General features: G+C 49.9%; 24 protein-coding genes. 19 read left to right on the top strand and 5 right to left on the bottom strand.

Translation table 11 applies throughout. The annotated features are described in order from the left end of the window. The first annotated feature begins 12 nt into the window (after positions 1-12). The 4 genes from QW71_RS04535 to QW71_RS04520 all read left to right on the top strand — a co-directional run bounded on the left by QW71_RS04535 (position 13) and on the right by QW71_RS04520 (position 3,464). On the top strand, positions 13-573 hold the full coding sequence (locus QW71_RS04535) for a polymer-forming cytoskeletal protein (protein ID WP_039293883.1): 561 nt from the start codon (positions 13-15) through the stop codon (positions 571-573). Positions 574-741: 168 nt separating this feature from the next. Continuing rightward, positions 742-1,428, top strand: a complete 687-nt coding sequence (locus QW71_RS04530) for a hypothetical protein (RefSeq protein WP_235441389.1) — start codon at positions 742-744, stop codon at positions 1,426-1,428. A gap of 303 nt (positions 1,429-1,731) precedes the next feature. After that, positions 1,732-2,997, top strand: a complete 1,266-nt coding sequence (locus QW71_RS04525; RefSeq protein WP_039293877.1) for a DUF5050 domain-containing protein — start codon at positions 1,732-1,734, stop codon at positions 2,995-2,997. A gap of 17 nt (positions 2,998-3,014) precedes the next feature. After that, positions 3,015-3,464, top strand: a complete 450-nt coding sequence (locus QW71_RS04520) for an SRPBCC domain-containing protein (protein ID WP_039293875.1) — start codon at positions 3,015-3,017, stop codon at positions 3,462-3,464. A gap of 50 nt (positions 3,465-3,514) precedes the next feature. Here QW71_RS04520 and QW71_RS04515 read toward each other — a convergent pair whose 3' ends face one another. Then, a complete protein-coding gene (locus tag QW71_RS04515) occupies positions 3,515-4,288 on the bottom strand; it encodes an AraC family transcriptional regulator (protein WP_039294054.1) in 774 nt (257 codons plus the stop codon). A 20-nt stretch (positions 4,289-4,308) separates the two neighbouring features. Continuing rightward, the gene (locus tag QW71_RS04510; RefSeq protein WP_039293872.1) at positions 4,309-4,890 is read right to left on the bottom strand and encodes a LysE family translocator; all 582 of its coding nucleotides are present in this window, start codon (positions 4,888-4,890) and stop codon (positions 4,309-4,311) included. Between the two features lie 161 nt (positions 4,891-5,051). On the opposite strand from QW71_RS04510, the gene QW71_RS04505 reads away from it, so the two are divergent. Continuing rightward, a complete protein-coding gene (locus QW71_RS04505) occupies positions 5,052-5,390 on the top strand; it encodes a hypothetical protein (protein WP_039293870.1) in 339 nt (112 codons plus the stop codon). A gap of 86 nt (positions 5,391-5,476) precedes the next feature. Here the strand turns inward: QW71_RS04505 and QW71_RS42175 are convergent, their stop codons facing one another. Together QW71_RS42175 and QW71_RS04500 are read right to left on the bottom strand one after the other, a co-directional pair. After that, the gene (locus tag QW71_RS42175; RefSeq protein WP_373604760.1) at positions 5,477-5,668 is read right to left on the bottom strand and encodes a DUF6199 family natural product biosynthesis protein; all 192 of its coding nucleotides are present in this window, start codon (positions 5,666-5,668) and stop codon (positions 5,477-5,479) included. A 152-nt stretch (positions 5,669-5,820) separates the two neighbouring features. Further along, positions 5,821-6,405: a TetR/AcrR family transcriptional regulator gene (locus QW71_RS04500; protein WP_039293867.1), complete on the bottom strand. Its 585-nt coding sequence runs from the start codon at positions 6,403-6,405 to the stop codon at positions 5,821-5,823. A 160-nt stretch (positions 6,406-6,565) separates the two neighbouring features. Here QW71_RS04500 and QW71_RS04495 point away from each other — a divergent pair, with 160 nt between their 5' ends. The 3 genes from QW71_RS04495 (at position 6,566) to QW71_RS36905 (ending at position 8,441) form a co-directional block, all read left to right on the top strand. Beyond that, entirely contained in the window at positions 6,566-7,306 is a 741-nt protein-coding gene (locus tag QW71_RS04495; protein WP_039293862.1) for an SDR family oxidoreductase, read from the top strand. A 177-nt stretch (positions 7,307-7,483) separates the two neighbouring features. Next, positions 7,484-7,930 (top strand): DUF1801 domain-containing protein, encoded by a 447-nt coding sequence (locus tag QW71_RS04490; RefSeq protein ID WP_047013620.1) that lies wholly within the window; start codon positions 7,484-7,486, stop codon positions 7,928-7,930. A gap of 46 nt (positions 7,931-7,976) precedes the next feature. Next, on the top strand, positions 7,977-8,441 hold the full coding sequence (locus QW71_RS36905) for a cupin domain-containing protein (protein WP_083442427.1): 465 nt from the start codon (positions 7,977-7,979) through the stop codon (positions 8,439-8,441). Positions 8,442-8,527: 86 nt separating this feature from the next. On the opposite strand, the gene QW71_RS04480 is transcribed toward QW71_RS36905, so the two are convergent. Beyond that, complete coding sequence (locus QW71_RS04480; protein ID WP_039293859.1) at positions 8,528-9,025, bottom strand: hypothetical protein; 498 nt, start codon at positions 9,023-9,025, stop codon at positions 8,528-8,530. A 184-nt stretch (positions 9,026-9,209) separates the two neighbouring features. On the opposite strand from QW71_RS04480, the gene QW71_RS04475 reads away from it, so the two are divergent. From QW71_RS04475 to QW71_RS04425, 11 genes are all read left to right on the top strand, one after another. Then, positions 9,210-10,169 (top strand): LacI family DNA-binding transcriptional regulator, encoded by a 960-nt coding sequence (locus tag QW71_RS04475; RefSeq protein ID WP_039294048.1) that lies wholly within the window; start codon positions 9,210-9,212, stop codon positions 10,167-10,169. Between the two features lie 92 nt (positions 10,170-10,261). After that, positions 10,262-10,942, top strand: coding sequence for a hypothetical protein (locus tag QW71_RS04470; RefSeq protein WP_152679695.1), 681 nt, complete (start codon positions 10,262-10,264; stop codon positions 10,940-10,942). 32 nt (positions 10,943-10,974) lie between these two features. Next, complete coding sequence (locus QW71_RS04465; RefSeq protein ID WP_039293856.1) at positions 10,975-11,664, top strand: response regulator transcription factor; 690 nt, start codon at positions 10,975-10,977, stop codon at positions 11,662-11,664. Next, complete coding sequence (locus QW71_RS04460) at positions 11,661-12,665, top strand: sensor histidine kinase (protein ID WP_039293853.1); 1,005 nt, start codon at positions 11,661-11,663, stop codon at positions 12,663-12,665. The genes QW71_RS04465 and QW71_RS04460 overlap by 4 nt, the downstream gene beginning before the upstream one ends. Positions 12,666-12,765: 100 nt before the next feature. Beyond that, positions 12,766-13,521 (top strand): ABC transporter ATP-binding protein, encoded by a 756-nt coding sequence (locus tag QW71_RS04455; RefSeq protein ID WP_039293850.1) that lies wholly within the window; start codon positions 12,766-12,768, stop codon positions 13,519-13,521. After that, a complete protein-coding gene (locus QW71_RS04450) occupies positions 13,518-15,464 on the top strand; it encodes an FtsX-like permease family protein (protein ID WP_039293846.1) in 1,947 nt (648 codons plus the stop codon). Before QW71_RS04455 ends, QW71_RS04450 begins: the two co-directional genes overlap by 4 nt. A gap of 222 nt (positions 15,465-15,686) precedes the next feature. Beyond that, positions 15,687-15,977 carry a hypothetical protein gene (locus QW71_RS04445; protein WP_039293844.1) on the top strand — a complete coding sequence of 97 codons (291 nt, stop codon included), beginning with the start codon at positions 15,687-15,689 and terminating at the stop codon, positions 15,975-15,977. Positions 15,978-16,010: 33 nt separating this feature from the next. Continuing rightward, positions 16,011-16,322: a hypothetical protein gene (locus QW71_RS04440; RefSeq protein WP_039293841.1), complete on the top strand. Its 312-nt coding sequence runs from the start codon at positions 16,011-16,013 to the stop codon at positions 16,320-16,322. A 20-nt stretch (positions 16,323-16,342) separates the two neighbouring features. Beyond that, positions 16,343-17,083 (top strand): MOSC domain-containing protein, encoded by a 741-nt coding sequence (locus QW71_RS04435; RefSeq protein ID WP_152679694.1) that lies wholly within the window; start codon positions 16,343-16,345, stop codon positions 17,081-17,083. 145 nt (positions 17,084-17,228) lie between these two features. Then, positions 17,229-18,173, top strand: a complete 945-nt coding sequence (locus tag QW71_RS04430) for a transcriptional regulator (RefSeq protein ID WP_306766026.1) — start codon at positions 17,229-17,231, stop codon at positions 18,171-18,173. A gap of 146 nt (positions 18,174-18,319) precedes the next feature. Beyond that, a complete protein-coding gene (locus QW71_RS04425; protein WP_039293838.1) occupies positions 18,320-20,089 on the top strand; it encodes a glycoside hydrolase family 2 protein in 1,770 nt (589 codons plus the stop codon). Positions 20,090-20,171: the final 82 nt, after the last annotated feature.

Here is a 20,171-nt window from a genome sequence, read left to right as displayed (position 1 = left end):
GGGGAATTAAAAATGAAATTATTCAAAGTTCTAGTAGTAGCAGGGGTATCAGCAGCATTGTTGTCGGGTTGTGGATCGAATAATAATAACGCAGCTAATAATGCAGGTACAGCAGCAACAACAGCCCCGGCCACAGAGCAGACTGATGCAAAAAGCACGGCTTCGATCGTTAACCAGGCAGATGCCTTCACTGCTGCTGTAAGCGAAAGCGGCAACTGGATTGTAGCGGTCCTGAACGATCTGACTGTTGACAAAGATGTTGTTGTAGCCGGTGAATTCCATGACAAAGGCGATGCAAGTGCAGCGATCTACCGTAAGCTTGCCCTGTATGCACAAGATGCAGATCACAAGGTTACAGCTACCTACACACTGACAGCACCTAAAGTAACTGTACAGAGCGAGAACTTCCGCGTTCAAGGCGGTACAATCAAAGGTGACGTATATGTAGAAGCTAACGGATTCAACCTGTACAAGGATGCTACTATCGACGGTAACCTGTACTATGCAAGTGAAGATGTGAAGGCTACTGCTGTGATCGAAGGCAAAGTAACCGGAGCAAATGAAGTTAAATAATTCAAACTAATATAACAGCTATAATAGTATAATGTATTGCAAACAGCCTGTAGACAGGCCCTTTGGGGCTTGCTCTATGGGCTTTTTTGTATTCTGCGCTGAAATATTCTATAGTATTATGGAAGGTATTGTAAGCGCAAACAGATGGGACAGGGGATGCAATTATTCATGAAGAATAGCCGGAGATTGGGAATGGCTGCCGGAGTGATTCTAGCTTCCGTAGCCGTACTCTATTTACTTTTGTATATGTATGAAAGACCAGGCGGATGGTCTGACCAGCGGATGTCCCGTTCACTCGGAATGGAGCAGACCCTCCAGATTCCACTTGGCAAAAGTCCGGAAGAAGCAGTCCGGCTGTTCCGCAGCTCCGACTCGATGACAGTAATTCATCAGGAGCCTGCAGCCAGAGGGGAGCTGGTATTTCTTACCCGGCCGGGGCAGCAAGGTAGCAGTAATCTTCAAGTAGAGTATGTCCGCAAAACCTGGCTCGGATGGAAGTGGGTATGGGGAGGCGGCTACGGAATGGGCGGAGGTCCGGAGAGCTCTGCAATAAATTATATGTGTTTTCCTGAACTGGAGCATATTTCGACTCCATTTCCCATGGTGATCGGAGATGTTCTGAACCCGTCCATTCAGCATATTACAGTCGAGCAGAAGGAGGCAGGAACGGATACATCCGAAGCGAAGCTGATTAAAGTCGGATCAGACCGGACGATTTGGTTCGCTTTTCAGCCGGTTACGGCGGGTGTCCCGTTTGAGATTGAAGGGTTTGATGAGGACGGGGAAGTGGCCGCTTCCAAAATCATAACAGACGCCAGAGACAGCGGGGCGATTCCGCTTGGTGGTTCAAAATAAAAATGTAGGGGCTTCGCACAACCTTCAATGGCGGAAGTGTTGCACGAAATACAACAATTCCCTTGTAATATCAGCCCTAATCGCGAATTGTTGTACAAAATGCAGCATTCCTCCGTCATCAAGCCGTTAAATGGGATAATTCCTGTATTTCATACAACATTCCTCCCAAACACCCAGTGATTTATTTGCCCGAGTTGCAAAACGTACAACATTTCTATTTTGCCTGTTGATGCAGGTGAACTTTCTGGGTGTAGGATAAATAAGGTTGTCTATTCTTAAATTGAGTTCAAAGAGGTGTGTTCATTGAGAAAATGGTTCGTTATTGCCCCTCTGCTGCTGAGTTTAACGGGGACGGGGACAGGCTTCGCAGCTCCGGCGGATCAGCCGGGGGTTACGGTTACAGTAAATGGTAGGCTGGTGAATTTTGATGTGCAACCAGTGAATGATCAGGGTACGGTGTATGTTCCCCTCCGCTTCGTGGCGGATGAGCTGGGCGGGATGATTGTTCCGGGGAATAATAAAGCAATCATAATCTCCAAAGGAACCATTACGCTGAGTCTAACGGCGGGCTCGACCGCAGCCTATAAGAATCAGCAGCCGTTCACGCTGGCAGCAGCTCCGAGACTGGTGAATGGAAGAATGCTGGTGCCGCTCCGGGTGCTTTCTGAGGTTTTTGATGCAATGGTTACCTATGCCAACGGGCAGGTAGCAATCAAGCAGGAAGAATCCGTACAACCCGCAGGTCCTGGTATAACCGGGAATTCGGTGGGAAATCTGAACAATTGGGGCTTGTATGCTGCGGACAATGAATGGGTATATTTCAATAATCCGCAAGACTCGGGGAGGCTCTATAAACAGAAGAAGGATGGTACTGAACTTCAGAAGCTCAGCGATGACGAATATGCGGCTTATATTAATCTTGTAGACGGAAAGCTGTATTATACGGGCGACAACAACAAGCTGTTCAGCATGAATACGGACGGCTCGGACCGGACGATGCTTAGAGATTTTGCCATCGGGAAGAACCTGGTGTCGGTTGCTGATGATTGGATCTACTTCACGCAGGGAAACTCTTCGATGAACAAGCCGCTCTACCGGATGAAGACCGACGGCAGCTCCAGAACGGTGCTTGAACAGTACGGGGTATCCAGCCTGGCGGTGTATGGCGGCAAGATCTACTACACGATTGACTTCAGTAAGCTGTTTGTTATGGATCTGAACGGCAGCCACAAAAAGAAGCTGCTGGATGGCGGATACATCACTAATATAGTGATGAAAGACGATATTATGTACTTCAATTTCAAAGAGAATTTATATACTATGAACTTAGATGGAACCGGATTAACCCGAATTTCCGGTTTGAATGGCAAAGAGATAAATCTGAGCGGAAACTATCTGTACTTCAGCAATTACTCAGAGTACAGCAAGAAGCTGTACCGGCTTAATCTAACCGATTATACCAGTGAGAAGCTGGGCGATGACAAGACCTTATATATCCACATCGTGGATAATAAGCTGTATTATTTGAATGCCGTAACAAACCGTTTTGTAGAACTTGACATCGAATAGAGGGAGGGATGATTCGAATGGCTATGACCGTAAATGCATCTGATCTTTCATCCAGGCCGTATAACCTGAGTGTGGAACGCCTGATGTCAGCCTCACCAGAAGACCTGTACAAGGCTTGGACGAAGCAGTTTGACCGCTGGTTTGCAGCGCCGGGAACGGTGTCCATGGAGGGAGGCGTGAATACTCCGTTCTTCTTCGAGACACGCCATGAAGGCCAGCGTTATCCGCATTACGGGCGATTCCTGAGTCTGGAGCAGGACTGCCTGGTGGAAATGACCTGGGTTACCGGTGCAGGAGGGACGAAAGGGGCGGAAACCGTGGTACGGGTTGAATTAGAGACTCGGGGTTCTGATACCCTGCTTCGCTTGACGCATGCCGGTTTCCCGGATGCGGACTCCAGAGACCAGCATGAGCAGGCGTGGCCGATGGTCCTGGAGCAGCTTGAGAAGGTGCTGGCGGCAGAGTAACAGTGCGGATTCTGCAGCTGGGCACTGATGAACAATGAGGTTTGTACAGATTAGGCCAGCTGTGACATGTATTCATAGGCTGTGATACCGAAGACACTTTTGAAATGCCGGTTCAGGTGGGTCAGGTCCGTGAAGCCGTAATCGGCTACAGCGGAATAGATATCCTTGTTCTTCTCGATGGATTGTTTGGCATGTTCAACCTTGCAGTTTAGGAAGAATTGATAGGGGGATGTCCCGGTTTGGGCCTTGAACTCGCGGATGAACTGGTATTTGGACAGATTGAACTCTCTGGCGAGGTCGTCGAGCTTCAGCACATGGTCCAGGCTGCAGTACATCATTTCTTTGGCTTTGGTGACAAAAGCATTGTTAGTCCGCCGGGTAGTCTGTATTTCCGTATGGGACAAGAGCTGCACCAGCTGAAGCAGCAGCTCGCTGCTTCGAGACTCATCCGTCCCGTTCTGGACAGCTTGACTCAGGGAACAGATGCAATGCGCCAGCTCCCTGTCATAGACGATGGGGGACGTGAAGCGCAGCTCCTGCTTGCCCAGGATCTCCGCCATCAGGGCCGGCTTGATATAGAGCATGACATAATCAATGCCTGCCCGGTCATAAGAGCTGCCGTCATGAATCTGCTCCGGGTTAAACAGCATGACACCATTCTTGTGCGAGGCTTGAAAGCTGCCATCCAATGTATATTGCTGAATGCCGCGCAGGGTAACGCCGACGGCGTATTCTTCATGGCAATGTTTTTTGTAGGTGAAGTCCGTCATGCTGGCCGATAGCGCAAGGATGTCTGCAGACTTTTTATAATTGAACATTTCCAAGCTCATTCACCTTCTCCTCTCTATAGAATTCCCGATACCAGTACTGCAGAGTATACTAGAAAAAGTGCCATTATACTATTCATCAGCCGCTGATGCTGCTGCAGAAAGCTCCGGAAAATAGAGCCAAATACGACCCAGGTTGTGAAGGCCAGAAATCCTATGAAGGTAATAAGCATAACGAACATGAAGGCGGCCATAGATGAAGTGTAATAAGGCATGACATAGCCTGGTATGACGGTGAGCGTGAATAGCAGCACTTTGGGATTCGCGAATTGCGTCACCAGACCCGAGACAAATCCGGAGGAGTGCCGGGACTCCTCTTCGGTACGGCCCATAGTGTAGACCTGGTAAGCCAGGTAGAGCATGTACAGGCTGCCGATGATCTGCATGACGCCGAGAATATGCGGGATGATGTCCGCAAGCATGCGGTTCAGCAGGGCGGAGGCGGCAAGCAGCAGTCCAAACGCCAGAGTGGCTCCGCCGACGTATCCCATTGTTTTTCTGGCCCCATGATGCTGCACGGAAGATAGAATCACAATATTGGTAGGGCCGGGTGTGAAGGTTACCACAATACAATAGATGATAAAAGAAACGATATTCATGATGACCTCCAGGTGAAGTAGTCACATGAATATACACCCGGCAGGGAAATGGCTATAGTACATTATTGCAGCTGCCTGTGTGAGAAGCATTGTAATCCGGAGCTCCGGTATACTAGTCAGTGTGAACCTGGCTGCTTGCGGGAAGAGGGGAGAGAACACTGTTGACCTTGTTTTATTATATCGCCGCTGACCATGAGCTTCCTGCCGGCTCCTTCGGACAGCGGGGGACCATGATGAAGCTCAAGGATTACTTGATGCAGAATGATCCTGCTGCCCTGGACAAATTTCCAGTGAAGGGTATGAGGGAGAGCGGTACGCTGGAAGGGGAAATGATTGAGGTCTTTGAGACGGCGGAGGATGCTGCCGGTCTGTATGTATACGGCCCGCTGACACAGGAGGAATCGTCGCATCTGTTCAAGAAACCTCTGATCTATCAGGTGAATCCTGAAGCTTCCAAATGTTCCCCAAAGTGGCTGAGCCCTATCCCGGTGCTGCTGTAACAGGCAGGAAATGCGTGGCGGAGCCGGATTTCGAATGGAAGAAACGCCAGTTCATCGTCGTCAGCGAATAAGCTGGCCTTGAGATTTTACAGCAGGTTCAATATTCCCATCACCATAACGAATGATCCGATCCATAGGGTTACGGCCCCGGAGAAGCGCATGGAGCTGATATAGGCGTCACTGGGTTCAGAATCCCCCTTTGTTTTCCAGCCCTCACTCATACGCCAGCTGAAGGTGGGATGTCTGCGTACATATAAACCAAATGCGTTGATGGCAATTCCGAATAATAAGATGATGATTCCTGCAAAAGTTCCGATGATAATCAGCTCCTCTGTATATACAAAGTCAGTAGTTATTAACTAATACGTTACTTGTCTTATGGGAGGTGGCTGCGAATCCCGCATCTTTCCCAAGTGGAAGGGGTGCGGGATTATTGATGTCCCCTATACATTGTATTACCCTCAAACAAGCTCCGTACCTGCTGCGCCATCTCTTCCGGAGAATGCGGCATCCGGTTCTGAATCCACCACTCGACAGTGCCCACGAAGGCGGAGGCCATGAAATGGGCGATGAGCTGCTTATCCATTCCTTCAGGAACAGACTTCTCCATCTCCAGCTTATGAATTACATTCGCCGAGACAATCTCCAGCAGGCGTTCACGGAAGATTGTGGTTCTCTGGTTGGCAAGCATAGCGGAGAAGAACAGGAAGTTCTGTTCGAAATAGCGAAATACCGGCTTCATTTCGCTGATGAGTCCAACATCTCCGTCCGGAGTGCGGGTCATATTGCAGGATAGGAACATTTTGCTCAGGTGGTCCTCAATGCATCTGTTGAGCAGATCATATTTGTCAGTGTAGTGGAGATAGACGGTCCCCCGGTTTACATTCGCCCGTTCCGCGATATCGTTAATCGTGATTTGTTCCAGCTCCTTCTCGGCAAAAAGCTCCAGAAAAGCTCTGTTAATCGCTTCTCTTGTTCTCAGAATCCGTCTGTCTGTCTTGATTCCGGTACCCATGATGATGAACCTCCTTCAGTTAATGAACACATGGCCTGTGCTTGTTGCATATAGGACATTTCCGCCTACATTAGCGATTGAATTGCTATCTCTTCTCTATATAATAATAATCAACACCAGTCAGATAATCAACACAAGTTGAATAAAGGAGAGGTCACAAGTGGAAAATAAACAATCCAAAGTAATCATCATTACGGGAGCTTCAAGCGGTATAGGCGAAGCTGCAGCCCGGCTGCTGGCTCAAACAGGCGCAAAGCTCGTCTTGGCAGCCAGAAGAACAGAGCGCCTGCAGACCATCGTCAGTGAAATTGTGCAGGAAGGCGGTGATGCCGTGTATCTGCAGACCGATGTAACTTCTGCGGAGGAGATGGAGAAGCTGGCAAGGTTCGCCCTGCAGCAATACGGACGGATCGATGTACTGGTGAATAATGCCGGGGTAATGCCCGCATCCATGCTGCAGGAGCTAAAGGTACATGAATGGGATCAGATGATCGATGTCAATATCAAAGGCGTGCTGTATGGCATCGCTGCCGTTCTGCCGGTTATGAGGGAGCAGCAGTCGGGGCATATCATCAACCTGTCCTCGGTAGCGGGTTATAGCGTAAGTCCGTCATCAGCGGTATACAGCGCCACCAAATATGCCGTCCGCGCCATCTCCGAGGGATTAAGGCAGGAAGAATCCCCTACCTCACATATCCGCTCGACCATTATCTCGCCGGGGATGACGGATACAGAGCTGACCCACACGATCAGCAGTCCGGAAATCCGGGCGATGGCGGGCCAGATGAATAGCATGGCAATATCTCCTTACAGTATTGCCAGAGCGATCGTATATGCGATTTATGAACCTGAGGATACCAGTGTGAATGAGATTGTGATTAGACCGACGATCCTGCCTTAAGGCTGCGCTGAGACAATCAGTAGAAGCCGGCCAGCGGGGGAATGATACAAGCAGCGCAGCTCCTGTTAGCGGGAGGCGCTGCTTTTTGCTATATTTACAGGGTGAGTTCTATAAAGGAATTATAGGGTGTGAAGCGAATTGTTTCAGGGTAACCATAATGAAAGGGTGAGCCTAACCATGTCCTCAAGCTCTAAAGGAAACGCAGCTGGGCGCAGCAAGACCGTGAAACTGACCGGACCGGAACAGGTAGCCCTATTTCTGAAGGAGCTGGAGCATCCGCTCAAAGATGAGATCGAAGAAGTGCGGAAGATAATCCTGAGTGCAGCTGATGACATCACGGAGCAGATAAAGTGGAACGCGCCGAGTTTCTGCTACAACCAGCAAGACCGTGTAACCATGAACTTGCAGGGGAAAGGCTTCTTCCGGCTGATCTTCCATACCGGTGTGAAAGTGAAGGAAGCAGCTGCAACGGTACCCTTGTTCACGGATACTTCCGGACTGCTGGAGTGGATCACGGGAGATAGGGCCGTTGTGAAGATTACGGATAGTACGGATTTGGAGCTCAAGCGGGCGGAATTGGCCGCTCTGGTCGCCAGATGGATGAAAGAGACTATTCAAAGCTGACTACACTTCTTGTACGGACATACGGAGGGAAACGTGAACCTCAACAATCTTTTTTTTCATATCCATTACTGTAACTTTTAGAAGATTCAAGGATACCCGGACCTATACGAACAGAATCGCCCGGACCCTTGAGCATCATGAGCTGATCCTGGTCATCGGGGGACGAGGCAGTGTGACGGTGGACCATAAGAAGCATCAGTTCAGGGCAGGGATGCTGTTCTACATCCGCCCCGGTGTATTTCATTCGATAGAGTTTGATCTGGATGACCCGCTCTGCTTCCTGACTGTACATTTCAGTTATGCGCAGGTACATCTGATGGAGGGACAGTGGACTCTGGGAGAACAGCCGGAGACGCTCCCGCTGCACACTGCTCAGGATCTGAAGGATTATTATCAGATTGAAGAGATCTTCAGCAAACTGGCTGAAGGCTGGAATGCCAAGCTGCCGGGCTATGAATTTGCCGCGAAGACAGCACTGCAGCAGCTCCTGATTGCGATTTACCAGAATTAGGTTTGAACTAAGCACAAGGTACCGCTTCCACATTGAGCCGGGCTAGGCAGTATTCAGGATGAACTCTTGAACTGCCTGCCCGGCTCTTATTTATTCCGGCCGGTTTCCAGCATAAGGGCCGTCAGCTCACAGGATTTCGCCAGCAAATCACCGGCTTCAAACGGGCTGGAGCAGCCGGAAAGGGGGTGTTCAATGACAGGCAGCCACTCCTGCATATTGGTTTCGTCTGCCATTAGCGGAATGTCGAAATCAAACAGCCGGGAAGCTGCATCGGTGTCATCCAAATAGAGCACAGCCCTTTCTTCAGGCAGGAGCAGAATGAATTTCAAGGTAATCGTGTATTCTAGCATCAGGCGCAGTATGCAATAAGCCTCGTGGCAGAAGCCTGAATTCAGCAGCAGGCGTTCTGCCAGCAATGACGTATGGAATTTGGTCATCAGCTCAAGCGAAACAAGAGACCCCATAGTCTGCGGAAAAGGGTATTCGATCAGCTGCGCACCCATGAATCCTGCCAGAGCCTCATACGTATCCCATAAGTCCCGGTAGTGATTCTTTGGATCAGCCCCGTCATCCTCGTTGTACATCTTCTACTCACCTCTTTGACAATACTTAGCCCTGATTCCGCCCTATTTCAGAACCACTGTAATCTATGAAACGCCTTCCATGTCAAATGCTTTATTTGTGGTCTGAATGTAACGCATTCCGGCGGTTTGAGGTAATATTAAGAGGAGTACAGGCTGTATGCAGCAAGCATGGGAAGGTGGAATTATGGCGAATATCAAAGATATTGCGAAGCTGGCCGGAGTCTCGGTCACAACGGTATCCCGTGTTCTTAACGGTCATCCTTATGTAAGCAAGGCGAAGAGGGAAGCCGTTCTGCAGGCCATGGAGACGGCTGATTATGAACGTAATATTAATGCAGTACATCTAAGCAGGGGCAGGACGAATCTGATTGGGGTGGTCGTTCCCTATATCACGCGGCCGTATTTCGGGATGGTCGTTGAAGGAATAGCGGATGAGGCTATCAAGGATAATTATAAGCTGGTGCTGATTCAGTCCAACTATGAAGTGGAGCGGGAGCTGGATGCACTGATGATGCTGAAGCTGAAACAAATTGATGCGCTGATTATCTGTTCGCGAACCTGCAGCTGGGAGATTGTTGACGAGTATACGCAGTACGGGCCTATAATTGTCCTGGAGGACGGCAGGGGACATCATGTGTCATCCATATTTATGGATCATTATCAGAGTTTCACCCGTGCACTTACCTATTTGCGGAGCAAAGGCCATTACAAGATCGGCTATTGCCTGGCCAGACAGTCCAGTCCTAACAGCAATTTACGGGAGGCGGCCTACCGGGATTTCTATATGAACCGGCATGAAGCTTATAACCATGACTATATGTTCTATGATTGTGTGCAGCTGGAAGACGGGGAGTGGATTATGCAGCGGATTCTGAAGATGGACGACCCTCCAACTGCACTGCTGGTTACCAGTGATCAGGTAGCGGCGGGAATTCTGGCCTTTTGCCGGGAGAATGGGATTGAGGTGCCGGGACAGCTTGCCATTGTAGGGTTCGACAATCAGCCGATCGCCAGAATGATGCATATCACGACCTTCGAGATTCCGCTGGTGGAGATCGGCCGGAGGGCTTTTCTGCAGGCGGTGGACGGAGGCCGGGCCCATGAAGAGATTCATTTGAACATGATTGAGCGGCAGACAGTATAAGTGAGGGCTAAAACTTGCCCAAGCCTTTGTCAATTCATCAATGTGAAGTATAATTATCCAATAATTACAATTTCCAACGGGGAGTAATGGGGATGAAGAGGCTTAGGATGAAGGCAAGTGTGCTGGTGGTCCTGTGTGCTGCGGGTGTGCTGGCAGGCTGCAGTAAGGAGGGGAATACTCCTAACAATGCTGCTGGTAATTCTGCAAGGAACCCAGCAGGTAATACTACGGGGAATACAACGAGTGTAACTACAGGTGATGCAACAGGAAGAAATACAGATACAACCGTTTCCCTAATGCTGGACATGAGAGGTTTCTATACAGGATTCACCGGACTGCCCGGGGATTATACAATGATGGATGCCGCAGTCCGCGGATATGTGGTTATGCACAATTTAGAGGTGGTTGCAGGCGGGGCAGTATGGGACCGGTTTGTTAAAGCGTCTGCGCAAGGTTTGGATAACGGGATTCGGCTGGCCACTTTTTATGATAATGAAGAGGGCATTTCTTCTTCTTATTCTGACTTATTCTTTCAGGATGGCAAATATTATATATTTGAGAGTGCTGATGAGAGCGGTGAACCAACACCCTTTTCTTATTTATTAACCTTGAGGGGCAAATTCGGAAATCCTTCAAGAGACACAACAGTTACTTTATTGACGAATGACAGCGGGTTAACCTTCGACAAGTATATGACAGCGCTGTACTCCAGTAACTCTGAAGTTATCAAAAGTGTTTTGCCGAATCAGCTAATCAGTTTCCAATTGGATTAATGAATAGCATTACTGCAGAAGGAGAGTCTCTATTGTTTAAAATTATGCTGATTGAAGACGACATCACCCTGTTCGGGGAAATTAAGGAAAGACTGTCCCAGTGGTCGTATGAGGTATACGGGATCACGAATTTCGGCAAGGTCCTGCAGGAATTTACGGAGGTGAAGCCAGATCTGGTGGTGATTGATATTCAGCTGCCGCAGTTCGACGGATTCCACTGGTGCCGGATTCTGCGGGCTCACTCCAACGTGCCGATTATCTTCCTCTCCTCCCGCGATCATCCGAGTGATATGGTGATGTCCATGCAGCTGGGAGCGGATGACTTCATTCAGAAGCCGTTTCACTTCGAAGTGCTGATTGCCAAAATCCAGGCCACACTACGCCGGGTCTACAACTATAGCTCCGAACGTACAGAGCTGAAGACCTGGCGCGGCGCAGCAATTGAATTCGTAAAGAATACGGTAACTAACAGCCAGGGAGCGGCTCTTCTGACCAAGAATGAGATGCTGATCCTGAAAATACTCACCGAGTACAAAGATCAGATTGTGGACCGCGAAGAGATGATTAAGAGCTTATGGGACAATGAGCATTTCGTGAGTGACAATACCCTTACGGTGAACGTAAACCGGCTGCGCAAAAAGCTCGAACCGCTGGGACTGGATTCTTTCATTGAGACCAAGGTCGGGCAAGGGTATATGGCGACCGAAGAGGCGGCAGAATGATAAGGAAATACATAACTGAGAAGCGGAGCTGGCTGCAGCTGCTTGCTGCCTTGCAGCTGATCATTATTTTCGTGGCTTATGTTGATTCTGCCATTCCACTGCTGCCGGTGCTGTACATTGTGCTGCTTAATACACTGCTCTGTCTGGGCTTCGTATTTCTGCGGTATTCCAAGGAGACGAGGTTCTACAGAAGCCTGGAAGCCTGGGATCAGATCTATGACCTTCATGCTGTGATTGAGCCCGGCAGTCCGCTGGAGCGGATCGTCCATGAGGCGGTTATCGCCCAGACTGACAGGTACAAGACGGAATCCTCCGTCAATTACCACCTGCTGGAGTCTGAGAAGGACGAGCTGCTGTCCTGGATTCATGAGGTCAAAACGCCGCTCACTGCCATGCAGCTGATGATTGAGCGGCTGCCGGATGAAACCCTGCAAAGACAGCTGATGTACGAATGGCTGCGGATTCATCATCTGCTCGACCAGCAGCTTCATCAGAAACGGATTCCTTTCATGCGCAATGATCTATTCATTGAGAATGTAAGGCTGGAGCCGATTCTTAATCAGGAGATCCGGGCGCTGAAATCATGGTGTATCTCCAAAGGAATCGGATTTGATGTAGACCTTGAGGTGGAAGACGTGCTGACCGACGGTAAATGGCTGGCCTTCATGCTCAGACAGCTGCTGACGAATGCGGTGAAATACAGCGCAGCCTCGGATATCCTGATCAGGAGCGGGGAAACGGACGGTCATGTCGTGCTCACCATCGAAGACAGCGGCCAGGGTATTGATCCCAGGGATCTGCCGCGGATCTATGACAAAGGGTTCACGTCATCGCGCGAGCGTCAGGATGGCGCAGCCACCGGAATGGGCCTCTATCTGACCCGGCAGGTGGCGGAGCCACTGCTGATCAGCATTCACGCGGCATCCGTACCCGGGGAAGGGAGTATATTTACGCTGACTTTTCCCCGGGAGAACGACTTTCAGAGAGTGACTGGCATGTGACAATAATGTCACATGCTTCTTCACATTGTTCGGCGAAGCGCAGGAAAATAAACCGGAGCCCGCTTATGATTGAGTTATAGAAAAGGAGTGGGTGAACAAGATGATTATCATGCAGGCTAACAAAATCCATAAAACCTATGGCAACAAATTTAATAAGCAGGAAGTATTAAAGGGGATCGATCTTCAGGTAAATAAAGGCGAGTTCGTGGGGATCATGGGTCCTTCCGGTTCCGGCAAAACGACACTGCTGAATGTCCTGTCCTCCATCGACCGGGTGAGCCAGGGGACCATTGAGATTGAGGGCAAGATGTTCACGGGAATGAAGGAGAAGCAGCTGGCGGAGTTCCGCAAATCTCATCTCGGGTTTATTTTTCAGGACTACAATCTGCTGGATACGCTGACCGTCAAAGAGAATGTGATGCTGCCGCTCTCCATCACAGGCATGTCCAAGAAAGAGGCGCATCAGAAATTCGAGCAGGTGTCCAGCGAGCTGGGAATCTATGAGCTGAAGGACAAATATCCGGCGGAAATCTCCGGCGGGCAGAAGCAGCGTACGTCGGCAGCGCGGGCATTTGTGCATGATCCGAGTATTATTTTTGCTGATGAGCCTACGGGCGCACTGGATTCCAAATCAGCTTCCGACCTGCTGAACAAGCTCTCCGCCATGAACAGCAAACGTGAGGCCACTATAGTGATGGTCACGCATGATGCCGCTGCCGCAAGCTACTGCACCCGGGTGGTGTTCATCCGTGACGGGCAAATTTACACCCAGCTGAACAAAGGCGATGAATCACGGCAGTCCTTCTTCAACGATATTATCAATACTCAAGGGGTGCTTGGCGGTGCTGCCGAGTGAGCCTGAATTACATCATCCTGCGCAATTTGAAGAAGAATATCAAGAACTATTATCTGTACGTCTTCGCGCTTATTTTCAGTGTTGCTCTATATTTCTCGTTCGTAACGCTGCAATTTGATCCGGCGATGGATGAGGTGGGTGCTTCGATCAAAGGCGGTGCAGCTATCGGTGCCTCCTCTGTCCTGCTGATTGCTATTGTCGCCATCTTCCTGCTCTATGCGAATACGATTTTCATCAAGCGGCGCAGTAAGGAGATCGGGCTGTTCCAGCTGATCGGGCTGACGAAGGGGAAGATCTTCACGCTGCTGAGTGCAGAGAATCTGATTCTGTATTTCGGGTCCATGTTTATCGGCATTGGTGCAGGGTTCGTCATGTCCCGGCTGGTTCTGATGATTCTGTTTAAAATTCTAGCCATCCAGAATCTAGCCAAGCTGCGCTTCTCCCCGGAGGCGCTGGTGCGGACGATTCTGGTCTTTGCCGCCGTGTACGTGCTGATTATGATCATGAACTACACCTTCATCAAAGCGCAAAGCATCCTGTCCCTCTTCAAGGCGACATCCACTACCCAGCAGCGTATCCGTAAAATGCCGCTGTGGGAGATTGTTATGGGACTGCTCGGCATTGCCTGCATCGGCGGAGGTTATTATATTTCCAGCCAGCTGTTTGGCGGGAAATATACAGATATGACTGAGCTTATGATCGCGATGATCGTGATCCTGGCACTGGTCATCATCGGTACTTATCTATTCTATAAAGGTTCGGTAAGCTTTATTTTTAATATGATCCGTAAGAGCAAGAAAGGTTACCTGTCAATCAATGAGGTGCTGTCACTCTCGTCGATTATGTTCCGCATGAAGTCAAATGCCCTGCTGCTTACCATTATTACGACGGTGTCCGCACTCGCGATCGGCCTGTTGTCACTGAGCTACATTTCTTATTATTCGGTGGAAACCTCAGCAAGGGAGAGCTCGCCGCATGATTTCGGCTTTATCCGGCAGGAGGCTGAGGCTAAGTTCCTTCAGGCACTGGATAAGGAGAAGATAGGTTATGAAGTGCTGGAGATTCCAAGCATCGCGGTCTATCTAAATGTTGGGGATATTATAGAGAGATATAATTTTAAGGAAGACGCATTAACGAACATCACTACTACCGTAATCAGTGACAGCAGCTTGAAGGGAATGGATTTGCGCCCGGGTGAGGTACTGATGACGGGTTACAACAATACGCTCAAAAGCATGGTAACCTTTAAAGACAGTGGTGAAATCGGGTTTATTACCAAGGACAGCACCATCACGCAGCAGCTCACCGGTTTATCTGACAAATCTGTCCTGCCCTATTATTATGGAGCCGGGCTAATGGGAGTGGCTGTGGTCGATGATACGGTCTTTAAGGAACTGGTTAAGCATAAAGATCTGAAAGCTCAGAAGAAAACATCAGACAGCGACTTATATTACGGGATTAATCTGACCGATCAATCACAGGCCAAACAGGCCTATGAGATCTATCTGGACCAGAAGCCGGAATTTCCGAGCTTCTCGCAATATGAATTTGAGCTCAACCAGCGGACCAGCATGGGCTTAATTATGTTCATTGTCGGGTTCCTCGGCTTGACCTTCCTTATTACCTCCGGCTGCATCCTCTATTTCAAGCAGATGGATGAAGGCGAGGAGGAGAAAGACGGATATACCATTCTGCGCAAGCTGGGCTTCACTCAGGGAGATCTGCTGCGCGGCATCCAGTTCAAGCAGCTGTTCAATTTCGGCATTCCGCTGGTTGTCGGTCTCTGCCACAGCTACTTCGCGGTAAAGTCAGGCTGGTTCCTGTTCGGTACTGAAATGCTTACTCCAATGTTTGTGGTTATGGCGGTCTATACCGTGCTGTATTCAATCTTCGGCCTGCTGTCCGTGCTGTATTACAAGCGTGTGATCCGGGAATCGCTATAAAGATATACAATATACAAGGGATAGCCTGTGGGCTGTCCTTTTTTGCAAGAAAAGCGTTTATATGTTTTGGAGTCCCCGCAAAGTACCTGAGTCATCACCGAAGCCAAGGCCCCACTTTGTGGGGTTATTTGGCGAAACTTTTTGTAGTGGAAGGAACTGGACAGATGTTTGCCGAAACGGTAAAGTGTATGGTCTATACTATTTATACTGCAGGAGGCATCTATGCATTATAGTGAAGCGTTACAGGCAGTATGTGAGCGTTACGCTGAATCTGGCGCAGACTGCAAATGGATCATTGTAGGCTCCGTTGCTTCGGTACTGCAAGGTGCGGAGATGACCCCAGGGGATCTCGATCTGTATGTACAAAACGCAAGGGATGCGGCGGTTATCGCCTCTATTCTTGAACCCTTTAGCTTGAAGGTCAAATCCCCCTTGTCCCGGGAACAACCCGGCTGGTTCTCTTCAATAGAGGAACCGTTGTTCACGCAGTCTTTTGCTTCAGGATTCACCTAGACCAAAGGGAAATGGATTATTGAAGGTTTCGATGTGGAAGTGGTACATATCTCTGATTCGGCGGGTATTCCCGATTCCGAAGATGGAGCGGGAATTTGGGAAGGCGGACAGGCGATCTGGAACTATGCCAGGCGGCTGCCTTTTGAGGGATATACGGTTCCGGTAGTGCCGCTGGAGATTCAGCTGGAGTCAAATATCCGGAGAAACAGGACGGAACGGGTAGAAGCCATACTCCGTGTGTTCAAGGACCGGGGATACAACGAAACCTTGCTGCAGAAGGCATTATCTAATGACAGCAGAAGGATAATGGAAGCATCGGAGAATGGCAGGAACTTTATATTATAGACAGAAGAGGTGCAGATATAGTGTCCATTACAGTTGGTGAAATTACGGCGATTAACCGTTATCCGGTGAAATCCTTTGCGGGAGAAGAGCTGGAAGCGTGTCAGATAGAATCTTATGGGGTGCAGGGGGACCGGTATTGTGCTTTTTATGATATGACGAAAAAGGATTGGTGGCAGTATGTTACAGCCAGAAAGCTCCCCAATATGCTTAGTTATCAAGCGCAATTTATCAACGGGGATATCCGGGTGACGGCGGCTGACGGCAGAGTCTTCGGCTGGGATACGGAGCTGCTGAATGAAATCCAGAGCCTGACCTCCACGCAAATTACGATGTCTGAGTTCAAAGCCCCTCACCCGGAGGTCAAACACCCGCAGCTGTTATCTGTGGACGGGGCCAGTATCCTGCTCGTGACCAATAAGAGCCTGAAGAAGCTGGAGGGGTTATGGGGCAAGCCGGTTGATCAGCGCCGCTTCCGGGGTAACTTTGTCGTGGAAGTAAGTGAGGATTCGCTCGGGGAAGAGGAGTGGCTCGGCAGGCGTTTATCGATAGGCGGTGCGGAGCTGCAGGTGGACAGCTATTGTGAACGCTGTGTTATGATTACGATGAACCCTGATACCCTGGAGCGGGACAGCTCGCTGCTCAAACAAGTGAATAAGGAGCTTAATCTGAACTTTGGCGTATATGCGTCTGTAATCCGGACCGGGGAGATCCGGCTGGGTGATCAGGTGGTTCTGCTGCCGGAAGCGTCCGCAGCGGAGTGAGTTTGTTAAGTTGCTGCCTTTTATACAACAATTTTCGTTTTGGGATGATTTAATGAGGGAATGTTGTATTATGTGCAGGATTTTTAATCACAAAAGTAAATTTTCCCTCTTCTGTTCGACTGAAGTTTAATATGACAGCAAAGCGGTGATCGATATTCTGGAATTATCCATGGAACATCCTGATGAACTGGTAAAAGTGACGCATGCGCTGTCCACGGAGCTTAGACTAAGAATGCTGGAACTGCTCAACAGCCGGAGAATGAATGTAGTGGAATTGGCCGAGGCGCTGGAGATACCGGTGTCTACTGCAGCCTCGAATGTGAAGGTGCTGGAGCAGGCGGGGCTGATTGAGACCGAGCTGCTGCCGGCTTCACGCGGCTCCATGAAGGTCTGCAGCCGCATCTATGATGATATCAAGATCATCATTAATGTCCCGGAGCGCCGCGCACAGGCGGACCAAGGTGACTATTGCTACGAAATCGAGATGCCGATTGGCAATTTCACAGCCTGTGAAGTGGCGCCTACCTGCGGCATGGTCAGTGAGGCAGGGCCGATTATTGTGGAGGACTCCCCGGCGGGCTTTTTCCATCCGGACCGTGTTCATGCCCAGCTGCTCTGGCTGCGTAAGGGGTATCTCGAATACCGCTATCCGCTGGAAATTCCGCAGGGGGCAGCGGTCCGCCTAATCCAGTTCTCGATGGAGATCTGCTCCGAGGCGCCGAATTATGAGAATGACTGGCCTTCGGATATTACGCTCTGGATCAACAATGTGGAGGTTGGCACCTGGACCTCGCCCGGCGACTTCGGCGGCAGACGCGGGAAGCTGAATCCTTCCTGGTGGATCGATACGGGTACCCAGTTCGGCTCGCTCAAGACCTGGAGCGTAGACAATACCCGCAGCACGATCGACCACAAAGAGATATCCGCCGTCAATCTGAGCCAGCTGAAGCTTACTGAGCAGAACCATGTGGATCTGCGGCTGGGTGTGAAGGAGAATGCGGTCTTCAAGGGCGGAATGAATCTGTTCGGGCGGAAGTTCGGCGATTATGAGCAGGATCTGGTGATGAAGATTTTTTATACCGTCAAGTGACGGACCAGCGAAGAATCTGATGCCTTAGGCGCAGGTTCTTTTTGCTGTATAATCTGTGATTGACATTTCAGCAGATTCTGCAATAATTAATACATATTTATTGTAATGAAACAAAATAATTGTTCTTAAGGAGCGTGTGCAATACTATGGCAACCGAGCATTATATTAAGGATTATCCGCGTCCGCAGTTCGTCCGTAAGGAATGGCAGAGCTTAAATGGGGAATGGAGCTTCCGGTTTGATGATGGCAACGTTGGAGAACGGCAGCGGTGGAATGAGCAGCTGAACGGGGATTTGAAAATACAGGTTCCGTTCACGTATGAGACGAAGGCTAGCGGGATTGGTGAGACCGCTTTCCACTCTTATGTATGGTATGAGCGGGAACTGCAGCTACCTGCGGACTTGAACGGTAAGCGGGTGATGCTCAACTTCCAGGCGGTGGATTATACCGCCAAGGTGTGGGTTAACGGCAGCTATGCCGGAGGTCATCAAGGCGGTTATGCGGCCTTTTCACTGGATATTACGGATTATGTGAACACGGATGCGGGAGCGGCCAACCGGCTGGTGGTCAAAGCGGAAGACAGCCAGAGCTGTACTCAGCCGCGGGGCAAGCAGCGCTGGGTGGATGAGAATTTCGAGTGCTTCTATGTGCAGACAACGGGTATCTGGCAAAGTGTGTGGGTAGAGTATGTGTCGCCCTCCTATCTCAAGGCTGTCAAAATCACTCCGGATCTCGATAACCGCTCTGTCCGTTTCGAATATCAGACACAGGCAGCGGACGACAATCTCCGCCTGGAGACCAAGATCAGCACGGGGCAGAAGACATTCAAGCAGGTCTCGCTCCATGTAGACCGGGCCTGGCTGCAGCTGGATGTGGAGCTGACTCACGAAGCAAACGGCCCGTGGAAGCTGCAGTCCTGGTCACCTGCTGCGCCGACACTGTACGAAGTCGAGTTTGTTCTCTATAAAGATAATCTGGTCATTGACCGGGTATATTCCTATTTCGGACTCCGCAAAATTTCAATCGAACAAGGCAAGGTGCTGCTTAACAATACACCGGTGTATCAGCGCCTCATTCTGGATCAGGGCTACTGGCCGGAGAGCCATCTGACCCCGCCGTCCGAAGAAGCGCTGATTGCCGATATCGACGCGATTCTGGCGATGGGCTACAACGGTGTGCGCAAGCATATGAAGATCGAGGATGCCAGGTTCCTGTACTGGTGCGATGTAAAGGGCCTGCTGGTCTGGTCGGAGATGGCGGCGACCTTTGAATTCAATGATGAGGCTGTGGAGAACTTCACGAACGAATGGACGGAGATTGTCCGGCAGCAGTATAATCATCCTTCGATTATCACCTGGGTGCCTTTTAACGAATCCTGGGGGATTCCGCAGGTCTACACGAGCAAGCTGCAGCAGAAATTCACCGAGGGGATCTATCACCTGACCAAATCCATCGACCCGAACCGTCCGGTCATTGTGAATGACGGCTGGGAGCACACCATCAGCGATATCATCACCCTGCATGATTATGAAGAGAGCGGAGATGTCTTGCTTGAACGTTATGCAGACTCCGGCAGCGTACTTGGCAGGGCAGCCTCATTCAACAACTGGAAATATGCCATGGCTCAGGGCTATGAATACCGCGGCCAGCCGGTGATCGTCAGTGAGTTCGGCGGCATTGCCTTTGATTCCGGTGACGGCTGGGGGTATGGAGAGCAGGTAAGCAGCACCGATGCCTTCATTGAACGGTTCCGCAAGATTACGCAGGCAATCAAGGACACCCCTTATATTTGCGGCTACTGCTATACGCAGATTACGGATGTCCAGCAGGAAGTGAACGGGCTGCTCACTGCGGACCGGACGCCGAAGATTCCGCTGGAAGTGATCCGGAAGGCCAATTTGCAGCTGAAGGAATAATCGTAACATTGGTACCCAAAAAGCGGTGAATTATCGGTTCAATGACAAGAGGAAGCCCTTTAGAATCTTCAGTGAAAGCACT

Source organism: Paenibacillus sp. IHB B 3415, from assembly GCF_000802655.2.
GTDB classification, from domain to species: domain Bacteria; phylum Bacillota; class Bacilli; order Paenibacillales; family Paenibacillaceae; genus Paenibacillus_AQ; species Paenibacillus_AQ phytohabitans.
The sequence above is the reverse complement of the archived record's forward strand: the minus strand, read 5'-3'. Positions and strand labels throughout refer to the sequence as shown.

What these genes read in the sequence shown, in the direction of transcription:
- QW71_RS04535 (WP_039293883.1), top strand. Translation starts at nt 13, where the DNA reads ATGAAATTATTCAAAGTTCTAGTAGTAGCAGGGGTATCAGCAGCATTG.
- QW71_RS04530 (WP_235441389.1), top strand. Translation starts at nt 742, where the DNA reads ATGAAGAATAGCCGGAGATTGGGAATGGCTGCCGGAGTGATTCTAGCT.
- QW71_RS04520 (WP_039293875.1), top strand. Translation starts at nt 3,015, where the DNA reads ATGGCTATGACCGTAAATGCATCTGATCTTTCATCCAGGCCGTATAAC.
- QW71_RS04510 (WP_039293872.1), bottom strand. Translation starts at nt 4,890, where the DNA reads ATGAATATCGTTTCTTTTATCATCTATTGTATTGTGGTAACCTTCACA.
- QW71_RS04500 (WP_039293867.1), bottom strand. Translation starts at nt 6,405, where the DNA reads ATGGGTACCGGAATCAAGACAGACAGACGGATTCTGAGAACAAGAGAA.
- QW71_RS04490 (WP_047013620.1), top strand. Translation starts at nt 7,484, where the DNA reads ATGTCCTCAAGCTCTAAAGGAAACGCAGCTGGGCGCAGCAAGACCGTG.
- QW71_RS04480 (WP_039293859.1), bottom strand. Translation starts at nt 9,025, where the DNA reads ATGTACAACGAGGATGACGGGGCTGATCCAAAGAATCACTACCGGGAC.
- QW71_RS04475 (WP_039294048.1), top strand. Translation starts at nt 9,210, where the DNA reads ATGGCGAATATCAAAGATATTGCGAAGCTGGCCGGAGTCTCGGTCACA.
- QW71_RS04470 (WP_152679695.1), top strand. Translation starts at nt 10,262, where the DNA reads ATGAAGAGGCTTAGGATGAAGGCAAGTGTGCTGGTGGTCCTGTGTGCT.
- QW71_RS04460 (WP_039293853.1), top strand. Translation starts at nt 11,661, where the DNA reads ATGATAAGGAAATACATAACTGAGAAGCGGAGCTGGCTGCAGCTGCTT.
- QW71_RS04455 (WP_039293850.1), top strand. Translation starts at nt 12,766, where the DNA reads ATGATTATCATGCAGGCTAACAAAATCCATAAAACCTATGGCAACAAA.
- QW71_RS04445 (WP_039293844.1), top strand. Translation starts at nt 15,687, where the DNA reads ATGCATTATAGTGAAGCGTTACAGGCAGTATGTGAGCGTTACGCTGAA.
- QW71_RS04425 (WP_039293838.1), top strand. Translation starts at nt 18,320, where the DNA reads ATGGCAACCGAGCATTATATTAAGGATTATCCGCGTCCGCAGTTCGTC.